Genomic DNA, 22,775 nt, shown 5'->3' on the forward strand with positions numbered 1-22,775 from the left:
TGACCGGGTTGATAGGCCGGATATGGAAGCCTCGTGAGGGGTGGAGTTGACCGGTACTAATAGGCCGAGGGCTTGTCCTCAGTTGTTCGCGTCCACTGTGTGGTTTCTGAGACCACAACCAAGCCGGCACACACTGCTATCTGTTTTTTGGGGTGGGTGGTGTGGTGCTGCTGGTGTGTGTTTCACCGTGTTTCGGTGGTCATAGTGTGAGGGAAACGCCCGGTTACATTCCGAACCCGGAAGCTAAGCCTTGTTACGCCGATGGTACTGCATGCGGGAGCGTGTGGGAGAGTAGGTCACCGCCGAACAATCATTGTGGGTCGGGTTCTCTGAATTCATTTCAGAGAACCCGACCCTCTTTTTTTGCGCCGCACCAACGCTTCACGAGGGGCGGACCAACTGCGTGTCGTACGCGGTGATGACCGCCTGGATGCGGTCCCGTGCCCCGATTTTGGCGAGGACTCGGCCGACGTGCGATTTCACCGTGGATTCCGCGAGAACCAGATTTTCGGCGATCTCAGCGTTCGTCCACCCGCGGCCGATCGCGGTGAGCACTTCCAGCTCCCGGGCGGTGAGTGCGGACAGCCGGGGATCGGCCTCCGGCGCAGGGCTCGGGTCTGCCCCGCCGCCCTCGCCGTCGGGGAGATGCTGGGCGTAGGCGTCGAGCAGTCGGCGGGTCAGAGCCGGAGCGACCACCGCGTCGCCGGATGCCACGGCGCGTATGCCGGAGAGCAGTTCCTCGGGCAGGGCGTCCTTGACGAGGAAGCCGCTCGCACCGGCCCGCAGCCCCGCGTAGGCGTAGGCGTCGAGGTCGAAGGTGGTGAGGATCAGGATGCGGGAGCGGCCCCCGGAGTTGGTGATCCGGCGTGTGGCCTCGATGCCGTCCAGCCCCGGCATGCGGACGTCCATGAGCACCAGATCCGGGTGGAGCCGGGCGCACAGGCGGACAGCCTCCGTGCCGTTCGAGGCTTCGCCGACCACCGCCATGTCGTCCTGGCTCTCCAGGAGCATCCGGAAGCCCAGACGTTGCAGGGGTTGGTCGTCCGCGATGAGGACCGTCGTCACTGCCTCACCCGCCGAAGTGCGGCGGAGCGGGGAGCCGGAGCCGGACGCGCCAGCCGCCGCCCGGCTGCGGGCCCGCCTCCAGGGTGCCGTCGTAGAGCGCGGCGCGCTCCCGCATGCCGTTGATTCCCTGCCCTTCCGGTCTCCTGGCGCGGCTCGTCCCGGAGTCACCGGGTGGACTGCCCGAGTCCAGGACGACGGCCTCGACCGCGCCGTCCTCCCCGTACGACACGGTGACCTGCGCGGAGGCTCGGGGAGGGCTGGGGTCGCCGTGGGGATCTCCGTGTCCGCCGTGCTTGAGGATGTTGGTCAGGGCCTCCTGCACGACGCGGTACACCGTCAGTTGGCGCCCGGCCGACAGTTCGGGGAGTGGTCCGCGCACGGTGCAGCTCACCGGCAGCCCCGCCTCGCGGACGCCGTCCAGCAGGCGTTCCAAGTCGGCGAGGGCGGGCTGCGGGACGAGGCTCGGCTCCGCGGGACGGGCGTCCTCGTGCAGCACGCCCAGCAGCCGCCGCAGTTCGCCCAGAGCTTGGCGGCTCGTCGTGCCGATCGCCTCGAGGGCCTGGGCCCCGCGCTCCGGGTTCTTGGTCACCACGTAGCTGCCGCCGTCTGCCAGTCCTGTGATCACGGACAGATTGTGGCCGATGATGTCGTGCATTTCACGTGCGATACGGGTCCGCTCGGCGGCTGCGGCCAGCTGGGCCTGCTGATCGCGTTCGATCTCCAGCTGTTGTGCCCGCTCGACCAGGGACGTGGTGTAGGCGCGCCTGTTGCGGACCGCGATGCCGAGCAGGGCCGCCAACGCGAAGGCCACCAGGGGCGGAACGAAGGTCTGGTCGAAGCTCTCCTGCGGCCACCGCAGACCCATCACGAGCGACTGGCCGATCATCAGGGCGGCGACCCAGCCCAGCTGGGCCGGCGGCTGGCGGAGCGCGATGAGATAGGTGATGCCCAGGCGGGTCAGCCCGATCTCCATGTACACCCCCGTCCAGGCGTCCACGAAGCCGGTGACGGAGACGGCCCACAGCGCCGCGACGGGAGCCGTGCGCCGCCACAGCAGCGGGACGAGGAATCCACCGCTGACCAACCAGGCGATCAGCGCCGGGGCTTCCGGGTCGGCTGCGGTGCTCCGCCAGGGGCCCAGGTCGGCGAGGGCGGCCGGGAGCAGCACGACGGGCAGCAGTACGTCCCAGAGCCGCGGGCGGCGGGCGTGGGACGCGCGTATGCGGGCGAGGGTGAGGCGGATGAGGCGGGCCGCGGTGGAGGTGCCGTACGACCAGTGCAGCAGGGGAGCGGGCGTGGAAGGTGTGCCGGGTCTCCCGGCGGGCTCGATGCCTGGCCCGAGCCTTGGTTGCGCGCTCACCTCTTCATCCCCCTCCTCGGCCGGGGCTCACACGTCGCGCCGCGTGAGCGCCATGGCCGCGGCACCGAGGCCGAGCGCCGCCCACCCGCACAGGGTGAGCAGTGCCGCGCCGGGCGAGAGCGCGTCCTCTCCCGGGGAGATCATGGACAACGCATCCCCTGCCCTGACCGGCAAGAATTGCACGAGGTCGGCCATCACGTCGAAGGGCAGATCTGCCAGCACCTCCGGCAGGACGGTCACGCCGCCGATGTAGGCCACGATGCCGCCCGGCACGCTGCGCAGCACAGAGCCCAGGGCCAGCGCCAGGACGGCGACAAGGGCCGGAGCCGCCGCACTGCCGAGAAGGGCGCGCAGGACGCCCGGGTCGCCGAGCCCCGCCGCCATGGGGGTGTCGGAGAGGAAGGGCTGGGCGAGTGAGAAGGTGAGGAACACCGTCACCAGCAGCAGCGCGAAGGCCACGGTGCCGAGAACGGCGGCCTTCGCCCACAGGACCGGCAGTCTGCGCGGCACCGCGGCCATCGTGGCCCGGACCATGCCCGTGGAGTACTCGCCCGCGGTCACCAGGACGCCGAGGACCGCGAGCACGACCTGGGCGAGCGGCACACCGAGCAGCGTCAGTTGGACGGGGTCGACGTCGCCGCTGTCCTCCGGGGTGTACTGGGCCGCGACGATCAGGCCGAAGGCGAGCGTCAGCGTGCTCGCCACCGCGAGCGAGATCCAGGTCGAGCGGAGGGACCACAGTTTGAACCACTCGGCGCGCAGGACACGGAGTGGGCGCAGCTCGCAGTCGGCGACGGCCGGGGGCGCGTGCGGCGGGGAGGCGGCGGGGGCGGCCGGGGAAGTCATGCGGGGGCTCCTTCCGGCTGTGCGGTTGCGTGCTGCCCGGCTGCCTGCCCTCCGGCCGGGGTGCTGCCGGTCCGGTATTCCACGGAGTCCCGCGTCAGGTCCATGAACGCCTCCTCCAGGGAGGCGGTGTGCGGGGTGAGTTCCGCCAGGGGCAGGCGATGCTCGGCCGCCGTACGCCCGATGTGCGCGGCGTCCGTGCCGCTGACGCGGAGGGTGTCCGGCGGGTCGAGGGCGGTCTCCACGCCGGGCAGTGCGCGCAGCAGCTCGCGCAGCCAGGGTGCCTCCGGCGAGACGACCTTCACCGTGCCCAGTCCGGCGTCCCGTACGAACGCCTCCACCGTGGTGTCCGCGAGCATGCGGCCCCGTCCTACGATGATCAGGTGCTCGGCGGTGAGGGCCATCTCGCTCATCAGGTGGGAGGAGACCAGGACCGTACGCCCCTCGGCGGCGAGCGACTTGAGCAGGTTGCGCACCCACAGCACGCCTTCGGGGTCGAGGCCGTTGACCGGCTCGTCGAGGAGGACCGTCGCGGGATCGGCCAGCAGGGCGGCGGCTATGCCCAGGCGCTGACCCATGCCGAGCGAGAAGCTCCTGACCCGCTTGCCCGCCACCTCGCGCAGGCCCGCCATCTCCAGCACGGCGTCCACCCGTGCCCGGGGTATGCCGTGCGTATGGGCGAGGGCGAGCAGATGGCTGCGGGCGGACCGGCCCGGATGCACGGAACGTGCCTCCAGCAGCGCCCCGACCTCGCGCAGGGGGGCGCGGTGTGCTGCGTACGGCCGGCCGCTGACGTGGATGCTGCCGCGGGTGGGGGAGTCCAGGCCGAGGATCATGCGCATCGTCGTGGACTTGCCCGCGCCGTTCGGCCCGAGGAATCCGGTGACGGTGCCGGGCCGCACGGTGAACGTGAGGCCGCTGACCGCTGCCTTGTCTCCGTAGCGTTTCGTCAGGCCGCGTGCTTCGATCATCTCGCCGGGCTCCCTGCGTCGGGTGGGGTTGGGGTGTGGCTTCCGACGCTAGGGAACGGGGCCGGGCGAGGCGTCGTACCGCGGCACCCAACGGGCCGGGCACCTTGGTACCGCGGTACGAGAGGCAGCGGTACGAGAGGTGCGGGGAAACGCGGGGGCAGCATGAGGGGGAGCGAGCCAGGATGGTGCGATGAGCGAGAGGGCGAACGACACGTATGTGATCAGGGAAGTGCGCGGTGCCGACTGGCGGAGGCTGCGTGAGCTGCGGTTGGCGGCACTCGCCGATCCGGTCTCCGCGGTGGCGTTCTCCGAGTCGTACGAGTCGGCGCTGGCCCAGCCGGAGGAGTTCTGGCGGCGGCGGGCGGCGCAGGCGGAGGAAGGGCTGCCGTGCACGACGTTCGTGGCGGTCGCGGCCGATGACGCCTGGGCCGGGATGCTGACGGGGCGGGTGGTGGACGGCGCGGCGTGGATCGTGGGGGTGTACACCCGGCCGGAGCAGCGGGGTTCGGGCCTGGGCGGTGGATTGTTCGAGGCGGTGGCCCGGTGGGGGTGGGCCCGTCCCGAGGTCGAGCGGCTGTGCCTGCATGTGCACGAGGCGAACGAGCGGGCGCGCGCGTTCTATGTGCGGTGGGGGTTCCGGCCGACGGGTGCCTCCGACGCTCACCCCAAGCCGCCGTACGGCCGGGCGTACGTGTACGAGCTGCCGCGTCCGGGTGCCCGTGAGCGCCGGGGGCGAGCAGTTGGGGCGCCCTCGTCATCGCCGTGAACCACGCCACGCGCGGCCGGGCGGCGGGGGCCGTGCTCGGTGGGCCTTCCGGATGGGGCGTGGCACTGCTTCATGCGGGCATGCCCTTTACCCCCTCCTCGGACCGGACTCCGCGCACCTCGCCGAGATCCCCCGTATGACGGGGGCACCGTATGACGGGCGGCGGCTTGATGGTCAGTGCGTACGGCGGGCCAGCTCCGGCCACCAGGCACGGGCCTGCTCCTCCGAGCGGAGTAGTACCACCGGGTGGAGGCCCGCCGCTTCGCCGTCGGCGAGCAGCGCGGGAAGCTCGGGCAGCGGCGCGACCGTCGCCGGGTGGTCGAGCACGAGGGTCAGTGGTGGGTCGAGCCGGCCGGAGGATGACCGTTCGGCCATGCGGCGGCCGTGCTCGACCACGGCTGAGGTGAGCGCGGTGAGCAGCGGCATCGCGGCGGGGTCACCGCGGCGCGGTGCTTCTATGGCCTCGCCCACCACATAGAGCGTTCCCCCTTCCGGGATGAACGACTCCCATGCGACCCGATCCGCGCGCCCGGGTGTGCAGGCGTTGCGGATGTGCAGCTGGGCCAGCGCTCCCAGGGCGCGCCGGACCATCGCGGTGGCCGCCTCGCGCCGCTCGGGGTGGGCGGTGAGGGTGGCTTCCAGCTCCCCGGCGGCGCCCGAGGTCGCCCCGCCGTGCGTGCGCAGGATGCGTACGGCGTCCTTCGACGATCCGTTCAACGCCCAGCGGTGGACCTGGCGGAACGGCTCTCCGGCCACGGCCGCCGCGTGCAGCCAGCAGCGCAGCAGGGTCTCGGCGGCGTCCTGCACGGCCCGGTCGGCGAGGGCGGGGCTGCGTACGGGCGCGAGCAGCGCGGCTGCGCGCAGCCGGGCGGCGGGCATCTCCTCGCACCCGCGGTGCGGCGCCCAGCGCAGGCGGTTCGGGGTGCTGGTCAGCTGGGCCGGGTCGTAGACGTGCGCGGGTCCGAGCTTGCTGCGGGCGCCGACGGTTTCGGTGTACAGGGCGGGGTCGGCGGTGACGACGAGAGCGGGGCCCGCCGCCTCGTGGACCGCCTCGCAGGCGGTATGGGGGTGCGGGGCGTAGTGGGGACGGCCGTACGTCTCCTGCCCGGTGGCGCCGAAGCCCGCTGCGCCCATGGCCGCTGCGCCGAGGCTGGTCGCACCGAGGCTCGTTGAGCTGAAGCTGCCTGCGCTGCCTCTGCCTGCGCTGCCTCTGTCTGCGCTGTCTCTGCCCGTGCTGCCTCTGCCTGTGCCGACTCCATCCGTGCCGTCGCCAGGTGGCGGCGTGGCGGGGTCGGGAGCGTACGGCGGCCGGGTGGGTGGGGGCGTGCCGTCGCCCTCTTGGTGCGGGAAGCGCGCACCGTCCGGCCTGAGGGGTGGCGCGGGCGCGGACTCGTGCGCGTGGCGGTCGTCGTACGGCGCTCCTTCGTGCGGTGTGCTGTGTCGCGGTTCATACGCGCGGTGCTCGTAGGCTCGGTGCTCGGCGGGTGGCCCGCCGCGGTCGCCGGGGTGGCGGCCGTAACCGCCGTCCGATCGGAACTCCCGCGCCTGCTCGGCAGCTTGGCTGGTGCCACTGGTGCCGCCCGGGCCGTCGTACGGCCCGCTGGGCGGGCTGCCGCGCCGACCGCCGGGCGCCCCCTCGCCCTCGCGCCGCTCCGCGCCTGGCGGCGCCCCGCCCTCCCGCGCCGCACGGCGGACGGCGCGCCAGCGGGTCACCGTCCCCAGGACGAAGACCGCCACCACGATGAGCACCATCAGCTGGCTGATGAAGATTCCCCAGAACAGCCCGTACCCGGGCAACTCCCCGCGCGGCGTCCCTGGCCAGGCGGCTGCCAGGTCGTGCGGCTCGGCCAGGAGCGCGCGGATCGCCTCGGGCGTCCGGGTGAAGCGCACCCCGTCCGGCCAGGCGCCGTGCGAGAAGATTCCCGCCAGCCCCGTCGCCGTCCAGACCAGGACCGCCATACCGAGCACGAACGCGAGCCCGCCGACCAGCAGGCCGTCCGGTACTCCTCGTTCGGCCCGCCCGCGCTCGCCGCCCCGCCCTCCCGTCCGCTGGTAGGCCACGGTCAGGCCACCGTGGAGGCGTTCGGGCCGCCGGATGTCCTGGGCCCGCGCGCCGTACTGCCGTACTCCATCGCCAGCGCGCGGGCCTCCGTCTCCGCCTCCAGCGCCTGCTCCAGGGACGCCGGGGTCAGGGGCGCGGGCGGCGGCACGACGGAGGCTTCGGTCATGGCGCGGTCGGTGAAGACCAGGGGGCGTTCCGCCTCGGTGACCAGGTGTTTGACCACCTGCACATTGCCGTTGACGTCCCAGACCGCGATGCCGGGAGAGAGCGTCGGGATGATCTCCACCGCCCAGCGCGGCAGCCCCAGCACCTTGCCGGTCGCTCTCGCCTCGTCAGCCTTCTGCGCGTATATCGTCCGTGTGGAGGCCATCTTGAGGATGGCGGCGGCCTCACGTGCCGCCGCGCCGTCGACGACGTCGGAGAGGTGGTGCACGACCGCGACGAAGGACAGGCCCAGCCGTCGCCCGAACTTCAGCAGCCGCTGGAAGAGCTGTGCCACGAACGGGCTGTTGATGATGTGCCACGCCTCTTCCACCAGGAAGATCCGCTTCTTGCGGTCAGGGCGAATCCAGGTGTGTTCCAGCCACACGCCGACGATGGCCATCAGGATCGGCATCGCGATGGAGTTCCGGTCGATGTGCGAGAGGTCGAAGATGATCAGGGGGGAGTCCAGGTCGATGCCGACCGTCGTCGGCCCGTCGAACATGCCGCGCAGGTCGCCGTCGACCAGGCGGTCCAGCACCAGCGCGACGTCCAGGCCCCAGGCGCGTACGTCCTCCAGGGCGACGTTCATCGCGGTCGCCGACTCCGGCTCCGGGTGACGCAGTTGCTCGACGATGTCCATCAGAACCGGCTGCCGGTCGCCGGTGGTGGAGTTCACGAAGGCGTGCGCGACTTTGAGCGCGAAGCCGGAGCGTTCGTCCAGGCCGTGCCCCATCGCCACCTCGATGATGGTGCGCAGCAGGGCCAGCTGGCCGGTCGTGGTGATCGCCGGGTCCAGCGGGTTCAGCCGTATGCCCTGGTCGAGGGCGGCGGTCGGGTCGAGCCGGATGGGAGTGATGCCCATCTCCTCGGCGATCAGGTTCCATTCGCCGACGCCGTCCTCGCCCTGGGCGTCCAGCACCACCACCTGCCGGTCGCGGAAGCGCAGCTGACGCAGCACGTAGGTCTTCTCCAGCGCCGACTTGCCGTTGCCCGACTCACCGAGCACCAGCCAGTGCGGGGCGGGGAGTTGCTGGCCGTAGAGCTGGAAGGGGTCGTAGATGTAGCCCTTCCCGCTGTAGACCTCACGCCCGATGATCACGCCGGAGTCGCCGAGGCCGGGAGCGGCGGTCGGCAGGTAGACGGCCTGGGCCTGGCCGGTCGAGGTGCGGACGGGAAGGCGCGTGGTCTCCGTCTTGCCGAACAGGAAGCCGGTGAAGGCGTCGGTGACCATGGTCAGGGGGTCTCGTGCGGCCATGCCACTACCTCCGGATTCTCGGGGACGGGTGCGGGGAACGGGTGGGCCGGAGCGCGGGCGCCGCCCGTCAGCGCCGTATGCCGGTCGCGAACGGCATGGTGTTGACGAACGCCCGGTGGTGCTCGCGGTCGCACCACTCCAGTTTGAGGTACGACTTGCCCGCCGACGCGCGGATCGTCCGCTTGTCGCGCGCCAGCGCTTCGGGCGTACGGGAGGAGACCGTGATGTACCCGACCAGGTTGACCCCCGCCGCGCCGCTGGCCAGGTCCTCGCCGCGCTGGTCGACGCGGCCGTGCGAGGCGACGTCGCGCGGGTCGACCGTGCGGTTCATCTTCGCCGAACGGTTCGCGTCCGCCTCGTCGTTGGTCTTCTCCGTCAGCATCCGCTCGATGGCCAGCTCCGTCGGCTCCAGGTCCATCACCACCGCGACGGTACGGATCACGTCCGGGGTGTGGACCAGCAGCGGTGCCAGGAAGTTGACGCCTACCGGGGTCATCGGCCACTCCTTGATCCACGCCGTCGAGTGGCACCAGGGCGCGCGGGTCACCGACTCGCGGGTCTTCGCCCGCAGGTACGTCGGCTCCATCGCGTCCAGCTCGGCGGGCCAGGCGTTCCGCTTCGTCATGGCCTGGATGTGGTCGATGGGGTGGTCCGGGTCGTACATGGAGTGGATCAGCGACGACATCCGGGCCTGGCCCAGTGGCTGCCGCACCCTGATGTCCGCCTCCGCCAACCGCGCGCAGATGTCCGTCAGCTCACGGGCCATGACGACGGCAAGGCCCTCGTCCTTGGTCATCCTGCGGGCGCTGCCCGCCCCGTCGCGACGGCCGCCGTTCGCGCGGGCGGCGACGCGCGCGGCCTTGGCCAGTGTGGCCCCCTCGGCAGCCAGCTCGCGACCGTAGTGCATGCAGGCCACCAGATACGCGCGGTGCTGCTCGCTGGAGGTCGACACCATCGACTGGAGCTGCTCGTACGACGCCTGGAGCCAGGGCGCCGCGCGGTCGTCGCCGCGCTGGGCGATGTCCTTGGCGTGCGCGTCCGGGTCCGCCGGTAGCGTACGGGCCAGGATCTGGAGCCGGGAGACGAAGCCGTCGCCGTTGGCCACGTGCTTCAGCAGCGTGCCGAAGCGGTCGACCAGTGCCTCCTGGTCCTCGCTGTCGCGGAGCCCGACTCCCGGGCCCTCGATCTCGATGGCGGCGGTCACCGTACGGCGGTCGGCGTGCAGCAGCACCGCGATCTCGTCCGGGCCGAAGGGCGCCGACAGCCAGTTGATCCGCCCCACCCCGGGCGGCGGCCCGACCTCCACCTCCCGGCCGTCCAGCCGCGTACCGGCTTCGGCGGCACCCGAGCGGTACGGGGCGCCGCGCCGCACCATGCGTTTGTAGGAGCGGTCGATCTCGAACCACTTGTAGAGCGTGCGCCCCCGGTAGGGCACGTATACGGCCGCCAGTGCGAGCATCGGGAAGCCGACCAGCGCCGGAATCCGTACCACCAGCACGGGGACCAGCAGGCCGCTCATCATGCCGATGAAGGCACCGGCGATGATCACGGCGATCTCGCCGGTCTCCCGGTTCTTGCCGACGATGGCGTTCGGCCGGGCGCGGCCGATCATGTACGTACGGCGCGGCGCGGCGGTGTGGGAAGGCGTCGTCACCCGCGATCACCTCCGGTGGTGCGGTTGGTGCGGTTGCTGTGTGGTGTGCGGGAACCCGTGTTGTCCCCGACGTTCCTGGGTTTGGGGGGTGCGGAGGGGGTGGGGGCGCTGCCGCCGCCCCCACCGGTGCCGCCGCCTCCACGGGCGCTGTGCGCGGCCATGCCGCCGGACATCCCGCCCGCCGGGCGGGCGGCGCCGGAACCGCCGCCGCCGTCCCCGCCACCGCCTCCTCCGCTGCGGGCGCCGTGCGTGTTGATGCCCTGCCGCAGCATGGTCGCGGGCGAGGCGACGGCCGCCACCGCCGTACGGGAGGCTGCGTCCCGGCTTGCGTTGCGGTGGCTGACGATCTCGTCGCCGAAGCCGGGCACGAAGCGGTAGATCATGGCCGAGGCGAAGATCGCCAGCACGATGATGGCGAGACCGGAGACGATCGCGGAGAAGGCGTTCGGACCGTCGTCCGCCGCCAGCGCGCCGGCCAGCCCGAGCACGATCATGATGACCGGCTTCACCAGGATCACCGCGATCATGATGCCCACCCAGCGCCGTACGTGGCCCCAGAGGTTCTTGTCCACCAGGCCCGCGTACACCGCCGTGCCCAGGAGTGCGCCCACGTAGAGCAGGGCGGCGCGGATGACCAGCTCCAGGTAGAGCACACCGGCGGCGAGGACCGAGACGAGCGAGACGAGGATGAGCATCACCGGGCCGCCCCCGACGTCCTCGCCCTTCTCCAGGGCCTCCGCGAACGTGCCGAAGAAGGCGTCGGTATCGCTGCGGGTGCCTGTCGCCACCGCCTCGGTCACCGAGTCCGTCGCCGAGACGACGGTGTAGAGGACGAGCGGTGTGAACGCGGACGCCAGGACGACCAGCCAGAGGAAGCCGATCGCCTCGGTGAACGCCTCCATGAACGGGACGCCGCGCACCGCCCGCTTGGCCACGGCGAGCAGCCACAGCACGAGCGTGAGGATGGTGGACGCGGCGAAGACGACGGCGTACTGGCGGAGGAAGGAGCTGTTGGTGAAGTCGACGTTGGAGGTCTCGTTGACCAGGTCCGAGAGTTGGTTGACCGTCCAGGCGGCGGCCTCGGCGAAGCCCTTGGCGAGGGAGGAAAGCGGATCGACGAGGTACTCGGGCTCGGGCGCCTTCCCACCACCACCGGAGCCGCCGTCGTCGCCGTTCTCGCAGAGGGCCTTGGCGGGACTGGCGACGTTGTCGCAGTCCTCGTCGTTCGGTGCGGCGGAGGTGCCGGTCGCATAGAGCAGGGAAGCGGCTTGGACACTCGAGAAGATGCCGAGCAAGGTCAGTGTCCGGCGCTTGTCAGCGGGCATAGGTGTACCCCCCGAAGTCTTCGACGGCATCACTCATCTCCTTCGCGGGGGAAGCGCGTTGGTCCCTGCCGACTGGAGTCGGACCGTTCTTCTGCTCAAAGCTGTCCACCCTCCAGTCACCGTTGACCCATGCGAGATCGAAGGTGTTGGTGTACCAGCTTTCCGTGACGGGCTTCTTGGAGCCCTCGCCGGAGAGCCCGAAGAGTGTCGAGTACCAGACGGCGACCTTGGCGCTGTCCTTGTCAAACTCGACGATCTTGCTACCGACCGGATTCGTGCGGGAGACGAACAGCATCCCGTCCGGGGCAGTGCCGTCTTCCTTCAGCCCGATCCGCCCGAGGAACTCCGGGTCGGTGTAGACCTTGTCCAGATCTGGCCGGTGCTTTGCGGCGGCGTCGGGAGTGTAGACGGAGGAGATGATGGCCTCTCGGGCATCATCCGCATACATCTTCTCCCCGCCCAACGCCACCGCGTAGTTCGTCGCTGCGCTCTGGGCGCCCTGTTCGGACTGGGGGAAGCCGGACGGGATGCCCGTCGTGCCGTCCTTGTCCTGGACAGGCTGCTCGCCCGTCGGTGCGGTGGGCTGAGGGTCGCCTCCCTTGGCGTCCTCACCTCGGGAATCGCTGTTGCCGCCGTCCGGGCCGGAGTTGGAGTCGCCGCCCCGGTTGGCAAAGGCGATAGCCGCGATGAGCAGCACCACCACGCTCAGCACCGTGAGCAGGCTCCGCCCCGGCCGCGCCGCCGGGCGCTTGCCGACGCCGTAGACGTCACCGTCCTCGCCCGGCAGTCTGGTACGCGTCCCGTGGCGGGCCGAGCCGCGTCCCGTGGACGGGCCCGCGCCGCCCGGACGACCGCGCTCGTCGTAGTCGTCGCCGCCGATGCTCATGCCGGACGTGCCTCCTCAACCCTCAGCCCACAGCCGTCAACCGCCGTCAGTGCATTGTCCCCTCACACGACGTTAGCCGGGGGACCGGTTGCGTGGGTCCCGTCATCCACAGCGGCGACCATCTCGTAGGAAGAGATACCCGTCATGTGCCCCCAACCGCACCTCACTTCGCACCTGTCCCACGGGACGGCCCTGACGGGGCACAGGAGTCGATGCGAGCCGCCGGTGAGTACGCGTACTCAGGCGGGAGTGCGGGGCGTTGTGGCAGGCTCACGCCCATGTTGCCGCACAGGCGCGCCCGCGCGTCCACCGCGCTGGCCGTTCTCCTGCTGACCGCCTCGCTGGGCGGGTGCGCCCTCAACCAGGGGAGCGGCGCGGCGGGAGCGGGCGAAGAGCCCGGCGGGCGGGCCTCGTCGTCGGCCTCCTCGCCCTCGGCCCCGCAGTCCCCTGCCCTCCGGTCCCCGGCCGGCTCGTCGCCCGCCCCGTCGTCACCCACCGCCCCGGCGAGCCCCTACGTCGAGCCGGGCGTCATCGACGGTGCCCCGCACCACGGGGAGAACAACGTCGCCCGCCGCCCCGGCCGGATGACCCCCGCCGACGAGGAGGTGGCACGCGCCGACGCCGCGCGGATCAGGCCCGCACTCGAGAAGCTACGTACCCGAGGCCGCATCGCCCCCGCCGAGGTGCGTGCCGCCCTGCTCGGACTGGGCTTCCGTGCCGAGGACCTGCTGGTACGGAAGCCCCACTCGGAGTGGGACAACGCCCGGACGGACTGGGTGGCGCAGCCGGGTTCGATGTACGGAATCCGGGTGGGCGGCAGCGCCTGCGTGACCGGGATGGTCGACGCCACGCGGGTGGCGGCCGAGGCGAACGGGCCGTACCCGGAGACCGGTTGCATCTACCCCGTGAAGACCCACTGACGGCTTCGCCGCCGCGCGCACGTGTGGTGCGGGCGCGCCGGTCACGTCACGTCCCGGCCGCCGCCCCGCCGGCCGTCGCCGCCGTCCCGACCGCTCCGGCGAGCATCGCGACGAGCTGGTCCGCCTGCCCGGCGGGGTCCGTCGGACCCGTCCAGCCCTCCGTCATCAGCAGGTGGTGCACGGTCCCGACGAGCGCGAGGGCGACCGCGTCGGTGTCCGCGTCCGCCGCGACGCGGCCCCGTTCCCGTTCGGCGTCAAGATAGGCCGCGATCGAGCGTTCGATCGAGGTGAAGCCCGGCGCCCCGTCCTGCAGCGCCGCGCGAATCCGCTGTGAGGCGGCGGGACGGGCGAGGGTGAGGCCGGAGATGGTCGGCCCGGCGGAGGAGAGCAGGCTGTCGGTGACGTCGCGGAGGTTGCCCGCGACGGTGCCCTGTCCGGCCCGGGCCGGGAGGTCGTCGGCCTGACGTGCGGCGCGGGTGAACCGGTCGAGGAGCAGCTCGGCCAGGAACTCGTCCAGCCCCGCGAAGTGGGCGTTCAGCAGCCCTTTCGCGCAGCCCGCCTCGCCCGTGATCGCCCGGCCGGTCAGCCCGCCGGGCCCCTCGCGGGCGAGGACCCGTTCGGCGGCGCTGAACAGCCGCTCGCGTACGTCGGGAATCGTCACTCCGCGCGGGGACATAGGGCCGCCTCTCCGGGTTTGGGCACAGGCCCAAGGTACGACCCTCGGGCGGTCGGCGGCCACAGGCGGCCGGGCATGGGGCAGCGGCGGAGCAGCGTGCTCCTCCGCGCCCGTGCGCGCCCGCAGGCCCCAGGACCGCGCCTCCGGAGGATCACCCGCGTGGAAGCGAGTGTGGCCAGCACATCCATCGAGTCCACATCGCCGCCCTGGGCCGGGGCCAGCCGGGCGCCTGGTCCGTGTCGTGGCGCGCGTGAGTCAGCCGGCTCAGTGGAACCCGGCCCTGGTGTACCCGGCGTCGAACGCCCGCGATACCAGCCCTCCGCTCCCGCGACGTCCCCGCGCTTGCGCGGCCGTACATCGAGTCGGCGTGGCCACGCTGCGCAGCCCGCTCGCACCATCGCGTCGCTTCGGTGTACTCGCCAGGCTCATCGGGGCGGATGCCGAGTTTGTTCATCGCTTCGACGTCTCCGTCCTCGGCTGCTCGGCTGCTCGGCTGCTCGGCGCCAAGCTTGTGCCGCACTGGTGTGGTCCCTCTGCCAGTAGTGGTCGTTGCCCTGTTCGGCCAGGGCCTTCGCGCAGTCCTGGCCCTCGGCCGTCATCCGTGCCCTGGCCGGACTGGCGCGGCGCAGATCGAGCGTCGACACGTCGCAGCCGTGAATGATCCGCTTGCCCAGCGGGGACAGCGCGACCGTGGCCCCGCGCAGGGACGCGCCGGACAGGTCGGCGCCTGTCAGGTGCGCGCCGCACAGGAAGACGTCGTCGGCTTCGGCCTCCGGGTGCGTGAACCGCCAGGCGTAGAAGGGTTGCGGGCCCTGTCGTACGAGGTCTGCCAACTCGTCGCGCCGCAAGCTGCTCATCCGTGTCCTTCCAGGCGACTGCCGCCGCGCCGCGGAAGCTGGGACTTGCCAGTATGGGCGCGTGCCCATACAGTATGGGCACGCGCCCATACTGGCCGCGGTCCCGTTCGTCAGGAGGCACCCCATGCGCAACGCACCCCGCCCGGCCACCCCCTCGGCCCTTTCCGTCCCTTCCGACCAGCCCGGTTCCGCCGTCCCTGCGGACCCCGCCCAGGAGGCCGCCTGGAACGGCTACGAAGGCACCCACTGGGCCCGACACCAGGACCGCTGGGACGCCGTCAATGCGGATCTCGACGAGCCTCTCCTCACCGCCGCCGCCGTCGGCGCGGGGGATCGCGTGCTGGACGTGGGCTGCGGCGCGGGCCGTACGACCCGGCTCGCCGCCCGCCGGGCCGCCCGGGGCTGGGTCATGGGCCTGGACCTGTCGGCTCCGATGCTGACCCGCGCGGGCGAGTCCGCCGAGGCCGGGGGCTTTGCCAACGTCACCTTCGAGCGCGGTGACGCCCAGACCCACTCCTTCGAGCCCGGCACCTTCGACAAGGTGATCAGCTGTCACGGGGTGATGTTCTTCGCCGACCCCGTCGCCGCCTTCACCAATCTCGCGGTGGCGTTGCGGGCCGGTGGCCGGCTGGCGTTCGTCTGCGGGGCAGAGCCGGAGGGCAACGAGTGGCTGAGTGCGATGGCCGCGCTCCGCCCGCATCTGCCCGTCGGCAGTGCCGGCGGTCCTGGTGCCCTCGGCGGCTTCGGGGCGCCGGGTGGCCCCGGCATGTTCTCCCTGTCGGACCCGGAGCGCATACGCGAGGTGCTGGCCGCAGCCGGGTTCACCGGGGTCGCGGTCGAAAGCGCGGAGGTGTACGGAAGTTGGGGCCGGGACGCGGCGGACGCGGCCGACTTCCTGCTGGACTCCGGCCCCGGGCGCCATCTGACCGCCGGGGTCGGCCCGGAGGTCCGGGAGCGCGCCCGCCAGGCCCTGGTCGAGGCCCTGCGCGAGTACGAGCGGGAGCCCCGCCGTGAGTCCGCCCCGGAAGCCGCCGCTCTGCACTCCCCCTACGGCGCCGTCCGGCTGCGCAGCACCTGCTGGCTGGTCACCGCCGAAGCGGGCTGAATCCGAGCAGTCGAGCCCTTCCCCGAGTCCTTCTCTGAGCCGCTCCCCGGAGGTCTTCATCCTCCCGCAGGACTATTGGAGACTGCCCTCTAGAATGATGCCGCCTCGCGCCCTCCACGCGCATGATCACGGGGTGAACTCAGCGGAGACGGCAACGGTGAACGATTCGGTGGCGGCGGCGCGTGCGGCCCGCCTGGTGGTGTGGTGCGTGCTGCCGTCCAGTGTGTGGCGGGCACTGCTGGCGTTCGGCGTGCCGCTGGGTCACAGCGCGGAGGCCATGCGGGAGAACTTCCAGGCGCCGGGCTGGGGTTCGGTGTACCTGCTGGGCCTGAGCCTGCTGGCCGAGGTGCTGGCCTACCTGACGCTCGGGCTCGTGCGGCCGTGGGGGGAGACCGTGCCGCGCTGGGTGCCGTTCGCGGGCGGACGTACGGTCCGCCCGCGGGTGGTGGTGCGCGCGGCGATGACCGGCGCGGTGCTGCTGACGTTGCTGTTCACCGTGCTTCCCGTGGTGCAGGTGTTCGTCGTGGGCGCGGGGGACGGCGAACTGCGCGGCGGGTGGTTCTGGCTCATGCAGGCCTGCTATCTCCCGCTGCTCGCATGGGGGCCGCTGCTCGCCTTCGTGGCCCTCGCCTACGCGCGTCGCCACCGCCCGCAGCCGGGGACGCCGACGGCTGCCACGTAACATGGTCCGCGCATCCACAGGGTGTGGATTGCCCGCCGCCGGTGAAGTGCTGCGACCGGCCGGCCCGAACGGCAGACTGGTCTGCCGCGCTGCCCCACGGGGCGGCGCTCATGAGGAGGTGTACGGCTCATGCGCACGAGTGCTGAGGCTCTGGAATCGCGTGACGACGACAGCCACTTCCTCATGATCACGGAGACACCGTGCCACTTCGCCTCACCGCACTGACCCACCCCGACACCACCCCCGACAGCCACCGACTGCTGTGGCTCGCCACCGATGACGCGCAGGCCGAGGGCGCGCCGCTGGGCAGCGCCGCGCTGCGCCTGTTCACCCGCGACGGGCAGGACCACCTCGCGAAGCTGACGCTCACCGTCCACCCCGCCGAGCGGCGCCACGGCGTGGGCTCCCAGCTGCTGGCCCCGGCCGTCGCCGCCGCGCGCGCCCGGGGGCGGCGCAGCCTACTGGCCCAGGCCGAGGCCGGGTCCCCGGGAGACCTGTTCCTGTCCGGGCACGGCTTCCGTACGGTCCTCGCGCTCACGTACGCCCGGCTGCCGCTCCGTCAGGGCGACGGCGATGGCGACGGCGCCAGCACCAACCTCGACGCGGTGTACGCGAGGGCCGCGCGCGAGCACCCCGGCTACCGGCTGACCTCCTGGTCCGGCACCGTGCCGGACGAACTGGCGGCCACTTTCGCCGCATCGCGCCGCGCCATGGACGACATGCCGATGGACGACACCGACTACGGCGTTGTCACCTGGGACGTCCAGCGCGTACGGGACGCGGCGGCGGCGATCGCCCGGCGCGGCGACCTGCTGTACACGGTGGCGGCCGTCGACGAGTCGGACGGCTCCCTCGCCGGATTCACCGAACTGGTGGTGCCCGGCGACGGCAAGGGTGACGGGCAGCACTACGGGACGGGCGTACTGCCCGAGCACCGGGGCCACGGCCTGGGCGCCTGGATGAAGGCCGAGTCCATACGCCAGGTCGCCGCGCGACACCCTGATCTGTCGGGGCTGTTGACGGACACGGCCGACAGCAACGGCTGGATGCGCCGGATCAACGACCTGTTCGGCTACCGCGCGACGCACCGCACGCTGGAGTACCAGCTCGACCTGTGACCGCGCCCGTACCGGCACCCCGCGCGGGGTGCCGGTACGGGCGCGGTCACGTCCCCGTCGGCCCCGGCCCCGTCTCACGACTGGCGCGCCTCGTCACCCGGGGCCCTCGGCGCGTCCACGCCCGCCCGCGAGACCGGGTCCCGGTCGTACCCCTCGTCGATGTCGCGTTGCAGCTCCGACACGACGTGGGCGAGTGCGATGAACAAGGCCAGCAGCACCGCGCCGACGGTGAGCAGCACGCTGACCACCACCTTCTGCACGGTGCTGGTGCTCCCGCCTGCGGCGTCGGCGGTGCCCTGGGTGTCGGTGCCGGTAGCGCCAGCAGTGCCGGCGGTGTCGCTGGCAGTGCCGGGGGCCGGGGCGGTCGTGGGACCGGGGTGCTCGCTCATGTGGGCCAACGTAGGCGCGCCCGTGCCCCCGCACCTCGGCGGAAGTACTCACCTTCGCCCGCGTACGTACTCAGCCTGGGCCCTGGCCTGCTGCCGTCCTCCCCGGCCCGCCGCTACCGGCCGTCGATCTCCACGCCCTCGACGAAGTGGTCGAACTCGTTGTTCTGCACACCGAGCACGAATGCGTCCCACTTGGCCTGCGTGGTCGTGACGATGTTGTCCGGCTCGTCGCTCTGTCGCAGGTGGACGAGGCCCCCCTCGCCGGTGGCGACCTCGATGCACGCGGCGTCCGGGTCGTCCGTGGCTCGAATCCAGTTCAGCTCGCTCATGTCGGCCATGCCCGGAAGCCTAGTGTTCCGTGACTCCTGGTGGGCCGAACCTGCCGGGAGCCACGGGACGGCTCAGCTCCAGGACGCGCGCGTCAGCCAGAAGTCCAGCAGCTCCGCGTCGCCCAGTACCTCGACGCGGTCGCTGTCCGAGGGCAGCCGCCGGTAGAAGACCCGCAGCACGTCGTTGAGCGGTCCGCGCAGCGCGACCGTCGCCTGGCCGTGGGCGTGACGCCAGCTGATGCCGTCCGTGCCCAGCTCGATGAGCCACTCGGCCGCGTCCGCGGTGTCGGTGGCGTGCAGGTGGAGGCTCTCCCCGGCGCGGGTACGCAGCTCGCGCAACTCCTCGTCGTCCTCCTGCATCTCCGGGCTGGCGAGGATCTCCAGCCACTCGTCCAGGCAGTCGGCGGCGATGTCCGGCGCGACCTCGAAGTCCGCCCCGGTGGCGGAGCAGGCGTCGGCGTAGTGGATGACCGTCTCGTGGGCCATCCGGCGCGCCCAGAAACCGGCCCGCGGGGGTCCGGCCCACGTCCACGCCGAGGTCTCCGGTCCGGCCTCCCGCAGCGTGTCCGCGAGCAGCGAGGCGCCCTCGGCGAGCCAGCGGTCGAGGGCGGCGTGGTCGTCCAGGTCGCCGCCCGCCGTGGCTTCCTTCGGGGGGCCGTCGAAGAGCAGGACCGTTTCCTCCTCCACTTCCTCGACGGCACGGGTGCGCACGATCTCGGCCGCCCAGCGGTGCGAGCCGCCCACGTGGACGGCCAGTTCGCGCAGACTCCAGTCGGGGCAGGTCGGCACCCGCGCGTCGAGATCCGCGCCTGTGAGGGTCTTGCGGAGCAGCTCCGTCTGGTGGAGAAGCGCGGCGCAGTAGCGCGCGTGATCGGGAGGGTTCAGCATGCACGCAGTGTACGGGCGTGCAGGTGGGGGCGCACGGGACATTGGCGCCCGCCCCCCAGTGCCCCGCCCCGGCCCTCGCCCCGCCCCCCCCGCCTCCCGTCCCCGCGCCGTCCCGGCGCTCGGTCACGGCGCCGCGCTCCCCTTCGTGCTCGACTCGGCGCCCGGCTCCGCGTCCCCCTCCGTGCGCGGCCGTCGGGTCACGAACGTGACGGCGCCCAGGATCGCGGTCGGCACGGCCACCAGCGCCAGCAACCCCGCCTGCCCGGTCCGCCCGTTGGCACACAGCTCGTTCAGGGCGGTGGTCATCTCGGGGTCGGCGTAGTCCTGTAGTTCCGCCAGCTCCAACTCCCCGGTGTCCTCACCGGACTCCGCCCGCCGTGCCCGCTCCCGGGACAGGAACGCCTCGCTGCGCGGTTCCAGGCCGCTGGTGATGTCGTACGAGGCGTGGGTGTAGCCCGGATCGGCCGCGTGCCACTGCCTGCCCCAGCTGGTACGCCAGAGAAGGGGCTCGCAGCGCATGTCGAAGGCCGGGTCCTCCTCCTGCGACCCGTAGCCCTGGTCGAACTCGTAGGTGGGTCCCGAGAAGAGGGTGTAGATCATCCACAGGGCGAGGATCGCGAACGAGGCGGCCGTGATCCGGCGGTTTCTGAGCGACATGGCGAGGACGCTAGGGGCGGACCGAAAAGTTCCGGCCTTTTCCGTGCTGCCTGGCGCGGGACTGTGACACGGCGGCGCTCCCGGCCTCCGCCGCGCAGCCCTGGCGCCGGCAAACCCGCCGCCCACGCGACCCGTGCGCCGCACCGCGCCCCCGGGCCGCGCCCGTGCGCCGCCGCTGCCCGGCTGCTACACGGCCATGCCGTAGACGATCGTGAACAGCGTGCCCAGCGACCCGATGATGAAGACGCCCGTCAGGCCCGCGACGATCAGCCCCTTGCCCTGCTCGGCGCTGAAGGTGTCGCGCAGGGCCGTGGCGCCGATGCGCTGCTTGGCCGCGCCCCAGATGGCGATGCCGAGGCAGAGCAGGATGGCCACGGCCATCACCACCTCGATCATCACGCGTGCCTCGTTGCCCAGTGACCCGAACGGCCCCCAGTCGGGGGCGATTCCACCGATGATGGTGGTGATGTCACCCTTCTCGGCTGCCAGGATCATGTGTAACTCACCGCCCCGCTCGCGCTTTTGCGTGACCATGCCCGTGCGCGGCTCTTCCGCGCACCTCTGACTGTACCGCTGACTTGTGACATCTCGGAGTATCTGGGGGAGGGTGGACGGGTGCGGAAAGCCTGGGTGGGTGTGGGAGTTGGCGCAATGCTGATGTCCGGCTTCATGGCGCTGCTGGTCATCGGTACGTACTCCGCCGCCGCCAGCCTCATGGGCGGGGTCGGGGGAGGGAAGCCGCAGGGGCTCGCCAAGGGCTCGGTTCCGGCCAAGTATCAGACGCTGGTGCAGAAGTGGGGCAAGCTCTGCCCGGCCATCAGCCCCGCCCTGCTCGCCGCGCAGCTCTACCAGGAGAGCGGCTGGCGCGCCGACGCGGAGAGCCCTGCCGACGCGCAGGGCATCGCCCAGTTCATCCCCGGCACCTGGGCCACCCACGGGATCGACGGCGACAAGGACGGCGACCGCGACGTCTGGGACCCGAAGGACGCGATCCCCTCGGCCGCCTCCTACGACTGCGCGCTGGCGGGCTACGTGGACGACGTGCCGGGCGATCCGACGAACAACATGCTGGCGGCGTACAACGCGGGCGCGTACCGGGTGATCCAGTACAGCGGTGTGCCGCCCTACGAGGAGACGCAGAACTACGTCAAGGTGATCCGCAAGCTGGAGAAGAGTTTCGCCGTCTCGAAGGGCCGCGTCGACCCGTCGAAGCAGTCGGCCGGGGCGATCTCGTACGCGCAGTCGAAGCTGGGCACCCCGTACCTGTGGGGTGGCGACGGCACGTCCGAGGACGGCGGCCGGTTCGACTGCTCGGGGCTGACGAAGGCGGCGTACGAGTCGGTGGGCGTCGAGCTGCCCCGGGTCGCGAGCAAGCAGTGGAACACCGGACCGCACCCGAAGCGGGACGAGCTGCAACCCGGCGATCTGGTCTTCTTCGCGAACGACCTGGAGGACCCGCAGTCCATCCGGCACGTGGGCATCTACGTGGGCGGCGGCCATATGATCGATGCGCCCTATACCGGGTCGAAGATCCGGTTTGACCCGATCGACTCCCCGGACTACTTCGGGGCGACGCGTCCGACGAGCGGGTGAACGACGAGCGGGTGAGTGATGAGCGAGTGCAAGGCGCGCGGGTGGACGAGATGAGCGGTCCCGCACGGTCCCGTGAACTCTCCGTGAGGCAGTGCCCTGAACTGCGGAGACGGGTCACCCTTCGATAACGTGGGGGTGATCTTTCGGTGGAGACAGGAACGCGGAGCGGGGGCCGAAGCGTTCTCCTGAGCGGAATGGGCATGTCCGATCAGAGGCATTCCACGCAGCACGACCGCGCGGGTACGGGGGCACGGGGGTCGTCAGAGCTTTTCGGCAGACAAGTGAAGGGGCCGTACCGATGGCTGGTTGGGACAACCCCGACGTCGATCTGCTCTATGACATCAACGGCCTGGCCAGGGACGCCCCCAGCTGGGCCGACCACACGATGGAGTACGTCGGGGAGTACGGCACGCTGGCCGCCCTCGTCCTGCTCGGTCTGTGGTCCTGGTGGTGCCTGCGGCGGCGCAGCGGAAACCGGGAGGAGGCGGTCGCCGCCATGGCGGCGCTGGTGTGGACGCCGCTCGCGGCCGGGGTCGCGGTGCTGGTCAACGTTCCGATCCGCGCGCTGGTGGAGCGGCCCAGACCCTTCGAGGACCACAAGGGCCTGGAGGTCCTGGTCAAGGGCAAGGAGGACTTCTCCTTCGTCAGCGACCACGCGACGATGGCGATGGCCCTCGCGGTCGGCCTCTTCATGGTCAACCGCAGAATCGGGCTCGTGGGCCTCGTGCTGGCGGCGATTGCCGGCTTCTGCCGCGTCTACATGGGTGTGCACTACCCGACGGACGTCATCGGCGGCCTCGCGCTCGGCACGGCCGTGACGCTGCTGCTCGCCCCCGTCGCGCTCTGGCTGCTGACGCCCCTGGTGCGTACGGTCGCCGGGTCGCCGCGGGCGGGCGGGCTCATCTGGGCGGGCTCGCCCGGGGGCGCGGGCGAGACACACGGCTCGGCTGTGCCGGACGAGGCGGGCGGCCCCCCGGGGCCGGACGGAGCGAAGGGGCCGACGCGGGCGTACGACCGGGACCTCGCGGCGTAGGCGCTGTCCGGCGCATGGCGCCTGGCGTGCGAAGGCACGCGGCCCCTGGCCCTGGGGAGACCCCGGCTCGCTGCGTTGTGGGCACCTCCACGTCCGCCCGGTACGAGGGTGGCCTCGCGTCAGCAACCCTGCGGGTC

At 71.9% G+C, this 22,775-nt stretch carries 23 protein-coding genes and 1 rRNA gene; 8 read left to right on the top strand and 16 right to left on the bottom strand.

Annotated elements, in window-relative coordinates; translation table 11 throughout:
• Window positions 1–191 precede the first annotated feature (191 nt).
• Window positions 192–308 (top strand): 5S ribosomal RNA (rrf, locus tag H299_RS0120975).
• Between the two features lie 73 nt (window positions 309–381).
• Here the strand turns inward: rrf and H299_RS0120980 are convergent.
• The 4 genes from H299_RS0120980 to H299_RS35330 are packed head-to-tail and all read right to left on the bottom strand — an operon-like array spanning window position 382 to window position 4,239.
• A complete protein-coding gene (locus tag H299_RS0120980) occupies window positions 382–1,065 on the bottom strand; it encodes a response regulator transcription factor (protein ID WP_027750012.1) in 684 nt (227 codons plus the stop codon).
• A gap of 4 nt (window positions 1,066–1,069) precedes the next feature.
• Complete coding sequence (locus H299_RS35325) at window positions 1,070–2,425, bottom strand: sensor histidine kinase (protein WP_486587353.1); 1,356 nt, start codon at window positions 2,423–2,425, stop codon at window positions 1,070–1,072.
• A gap of 27 nt (window positions 2,426–2,452) precedes the next feature.
• On the bottom strand, window positions 2,453–3,271 hold the full coding sequence (locus tag H299_RS0120990; protein WP_027750013.1) for an ABC transporter permease: 819 nt from the start codon (window positions 3,269–3,271) through the stop codon (window positions 2,453–2,455).
• The gene (locus tag H299_RS35330; RefSeq protein ID WP_051262681.1) at window positions 3,268–4,239 is read right to left on the bottom strand and encodes an ATP-binding cassette domain-containing protein; all 972 of its coding nucleotides are present in this window, start codon (window positions 4,237–4,239) and stop codon (window positions 3,268–3,270) included. The genes H299_RS0120990 and H299_RS35330 overlap by 4 nt, the downstream gene beginning before the upstream one ends.
• A gap of 190 nt (window positions 4,240–4,429) precedes the next feature.
• On the opposite strand from H299_RS35330, the gene H299_RS35335 reads away from it, so the two are divergent.
• Window positions 4,430–5,005, top strand: a complete 576-nt coding sequence (locus H299_RS35335) for a GNAT family N-acetyltransferase (RefSeq protein ID WP_051262682.1) — start codon at window positions 4,430–4,432, stop codon at window positions 5,003–5,005.
• Between the two features lie 174 nt (window positions 5,006–5,179).
• Here the strand turns inward: H299_RS35335 and H299_RS0121005 are convergent, their stop codons facing one another.
• The 5 genes from H299_RS0121005 to H299_RS0121025 form a co-directional block, all read right to left on the bottom strand.
• Window positions 5,180–7,066 (bottom strand): hypothetical protein, encoded by a 1,887-nt coding sequence (locus H299_RS0121005; protein WP_027750014.1) that lies wholly within the window; start codon window positions 7,064–7,066, stop codon window positions 5,180–5,182.
• Between the two features lie 2 nt (window positions 7,067–7,068).
• Window positions 7,069–8,526 (bottom strand): ATP-binding protein, encoded by a 1,458-nt coding sequence (locus tag H299_RS0121010; RefSeq protein WP_027750015.1) that lies wholly within the window; start codon window positions 8,524–8,526, stop codon window positions 7,069–7,071.
• A gap of 67 nt (window positions 8,527–8,593) precedes the next feature.
• Window positions 8,594–10,180, bottom strand: coding sequence for an SCO6880 family protein (locus H299_RS0121015; protein WP_027750016.1), 1,587 nt, complete (start codon window positions 10,178–10,180; stop codon window positions 8,594–8,596).
• A complete protein-coding gene (locus H299_RS0121020) occupies window positions 10,177–11,505 on the bottom strand; it encodes a hypothetical protein (protein WP_037759901.1) in 1,329 nt (442 codons plus the stop codon). Before H299_RS0121020 ends, H299_RS0121015 begins: the two co-directional genes overlap by 4 nt.
• Entirely contained in the window at window positions 11,495–12,391 is an 897-nt protein-coding gene (locus H299_RS0121025) for a membrane protein (protein WP_027750018.1), read from the bottom strand. The genes H299_RS0121020 and H299_RS0121025 overlap by 11 nt, the downstream gene beginning before the upstream one ends.
• A gap of 278 nt (window positions 12,392–12,669) precedes the next feature.
• Here H299_RS0121025 and H299_RS0121030 point away from each other — a divergent pair, with 278 nt between their 5' ends.
• Window positions 12,670–13,311 (top strand): hypothetical protein, encoded by a 642-nt coding sequence (locus H299_RS0121030; protein WP_027750019.1) that lies wholly within the window; start codon window positions 12,670–12,672, stop codon window positions 13,309–13,311.
• Window positions 13,312–13,357: 46 nt separating this feature from the next.
• Here the strand turns inward: H299_RS0121030 and H299_RS35340 are convergent, their stop codons facing one another.
• Window positions 13,358–13,987: a TetR/AcrR family transcriptional regulator gene (locus H299_RS35340; RefSeq protein ID WP_051262683.1), complete on the bottom strand. Its 630-nt coding sequence runs from the start codon at window positions 13,985–13,987 to the stop codon at window positions 13,358–13,360.
• Window positions 13,988–14,412: 425 nt separating this feature from the next.
• On the bottom strand, window positions 14,413–14,844 hold the full coding sequence (locus H299_RS0121040) for a pentapeptide repeat-containing protein (RefSeq protein ID WP_027750020.1): 432 nt from the start codon (window positions 14,842–14,844) through the stop codon (window positions 14,413–14,415).
• Between the two features lie 124 nt (window positions 14,845–14,968).
• On the opposite strand from H299_RS0121040, the gene H299_RS35345 reads away from it, so the two are divergent.
• From H299_RS35345 to H299_RS0121055, 3 genes are all read left to right on the top strand, one after another.
• The gene (locus H299_RS35345) at window positions 14,969–15,949 is read left to right on the top strand and encodes a class I SAM-dependent methyltransferase (protein ID WP_078512911.1); all 981 of its coding nucleotides are present in this window, start codon (window positions 14,969–14,971) and stop codon (window positions 15,947–15,949) included.
• A 157-nt stretch (window positions 15,950–16,106) separates the two neighbouring features.
• Window positions 16,107–16,631, top strand: coding sequence for a hypothetical protein (locus H299_RS35350; protein WP_037759902.1), 525 nt, complete (start codon window positions 16,107–16,109; stop codon window positions 16,629–16,631).
• A 200-nt stretch (window positions 16,632–16,831) separates the two neighbouring features.
• A complete protein-coding gene (locus H299_RS0121055; RefSeq protein ID WP_027750021.1) occupies window positions 16,832–17,749 on the top strand; it encodes a GNAT family N-acetyltransferase in 918 nt (305 codons plus the stop codon).
• 74 nt (window positions 17,750–17,823) lie between these two features.
• Here H299_RS0121055 and H299_RS0121060 read toward each other — a convergent pair whose 3' ends face one another.
• The 5 genes from H299_RS0121060 to H299_RS0121080 form a co-directional block, all read right to left on the bottom strand.
• Window positions 17,824–18,138, bottom strand: a complete 315-nt coding sequence (locus H299_RS0121060; RefSeq protein ID WP_027750022.1) for a hypothetical protein — start codon at window positions 18,136–18,138, stop codon at window positions 17,824–17,826.
• Window positions 18,139–18,251: 113 nt separating this feature from the next.
• Window positions 18,252–18,476, bottom strand: a complete 225-nt coding sequence (locus H299_RS0121065; protein WP_027750023.1) for a DUF397 domain-containing protein — start codon at window positions 18,474–18,476, stop codon at window positions 18,252–18,254.
• A 63-nt stretch (window positions 18,477–18,539) separates the two neighbouring features.
• On the bottom strand, window positions 18,540–19,355 hold the full coding sequence (locus H299_RS0121070) for a maleylpyruvate isomerase family mycothiol-dependent enzyme (protein WP_027750024.1): 816 nt from the start codon (window positions 19,353–19,355) through the stop codon (window positions 18,540–18,542).
• 123 nt (window positions 19,356–19,478) lie between these two features.
• On the bottom strand, window positions 19,479–20,012 hold the full coding sequence (locus tag H299_RS0121075) for a hypothetical protein (RefSeq protein WP_027750025.1): 534 nt from the start codon (window positions 20,010–20,012) through the stop codon (window positions 19,479–19,481).
• 186 nt (window positions 20,013–20,198) lie between these two features.
• On the bottom strand, window positions 20,199–20,507 hold the full coding sequence (locus tag H299_RS0121080; RefSeq protein WP_027750026.1) for a hypothetical protein: 309 nt from the start codon (window positions 20,505–20,507) through the stop codon (window positions 20,199–20,201).
• Window positions 20,508–20,627: 120 nt separating this feature from the next.
• Here H299_RS0121080 and H299_RS0121085 point away from each other — a divergent pair, with 120 nt between their 5' ends.
• Window positions 20,628–21,605: an NlpC/P60 family protein gene (locus H299_RS0121085; RefSeq protein ID WP_027750027.1), complete on the top strand. Its 978-nt coding sequence runs from the start codon at window positions 20,628–20,630 to the stop codon at window positions 21,603–21,605.
• Window positions 21,606–21,903: 298 nt separating this feature from the next.
• A complete protein-coding gene (locus tag H299_RS0121090) occupies window positions 21,904–22,638 on the top strand; it encodes a phosphatase PAP2 family protein (RefSeq protein WP_027750028.1) in 735 nt (244 codons plus the stop codon).
• Window positions 22,639–22,775: the final 137 nt, after the last annotated feature.

The sequence above is a fragment of the Streptomyces sp. CNH287 genome (assembly GCF_000424825.1).

What these genes read in the sequence shown, in the direction of transcription:
- H299_RS0120990 (WP_027750013.1), bottom strand. Translation starts at nt 3,271, where the DNA reads ATGACTTCCCCGGCCGCCCCCGCCGCCTCCCCGCCGCACGCGCCCCCG.
- H299_RS35330 (WP_051262681.1), bottom strand. Translation starts at nt 4,239, where the DNA reads ATGATCGAAGCACGCGGCCTGACGAAACGCTACGGAGACAAGGCAGCG.
- H299_RS35335 (WP_051262682.1), top strand. Translation starts at nt 4,430, where the DNA reads ATGAGCGAGAGGGCGAACGACACGTATGTGATCAGGGAAGTGCGCGGT.
- H299_RS0121010 (WP_027750015.1), bottom strand. Translation starts at nt 8,526, where the DNA reads ATGGCCGCACGAGACCCCCTGACCATGGTCACCGACGCCTTCACCGGC.
- H299_RS0121020 (WP_037759901.1), bottom strand. Translation starts at nt 11,505, where the DNA reads ATGCCCGCTGACAAGCGCCGGACACTGACCTTGCTCGGCATCTTCTCG.
- H299_RS0121025 (WP_027750018.1), bottom strand. Translation starts at nt 12,391, where the DNA reads ATGAGCATCGGCGGCGACGACTACGACGAGCGCGGTCGTCCGGGCGGC.
- H299_RS0121030 (WP_027750019.1), top strand. Translation starts at nt 12,670, where the DNA reads ATGTTGCCGCACAGGCGCGCCCGCGCGTCCACCGCGCTGGCCGTTCTC.
- H299_RS35340 (WP_051262683.1), bottom strand. Translation starts at nt 13,987, where the DNA reads ATGTCCCCGCGCGGAGTGACGATTCCCGACGTACGCGAGCGGCTGTTC.
- H299_RS0121040 (WP_027750020.1), bottom strand. Translation starts at nt 14,844, where the DNA reads ATGAGCAGCTTGCGGCGCGACGAGTTGGCAGACCTCGTACGACAGGGC.
- H299_RS35345 (WP_078512911.1), top strand. Translation starts at nt 14,969, where the DNA reads ATGCGCAACGCACCCCGCCCGGCCACCCCCTCGGCCCTTTCCGTCCCT.
- H299_RS0121060 (WP_027750022.1), bottom strand. Translation starts at nt 18,138, where the DNA reads ATGAGCGAGCACCCCGGTCCCACGACCGCCCCGGCCCCCGGCACTGCC.
- H299_RS0121065 (WP_027750023.1), bottom strand. Translation starts at nt 18,476, where the DNA reads ATGGCCGACATGAGCGAGCTGAACTGGATTCGAGCCACGGACGACCCG.
- H299_RS0121070 (WP_027750024.1), bottom strand. Translation starts at nt 19,355, where the DNA reads ATGCTGAACCCTCCCGATCACGCGCGCTACTGCGCCGCGCTTCTCCAC.
- H299_RS0121075 (WP_027750025.1), bottom strand. Translation starts at nt 20,012, where the DNA reads ATGTCGCTCAGAAACCGCCGGATCACGGCCGCCTCGTTCGCGATCCTC.
- H299_RS0121080 (WP_027750026.1), bottom strand. Translation starts at nt 20,507, where the DNA reads ATGATCCTGGCAGCCGAGAAGGGTGACATCACCACCATCATCGGTGGA.
- H299_RS0121090 (WP_027750028.1), top strand. Translation starts at nt 21,904, where the DNA reads ATGGCTGGTTGGGACAACCCCGACGTCGATCTGCTCTATGACATCAAC.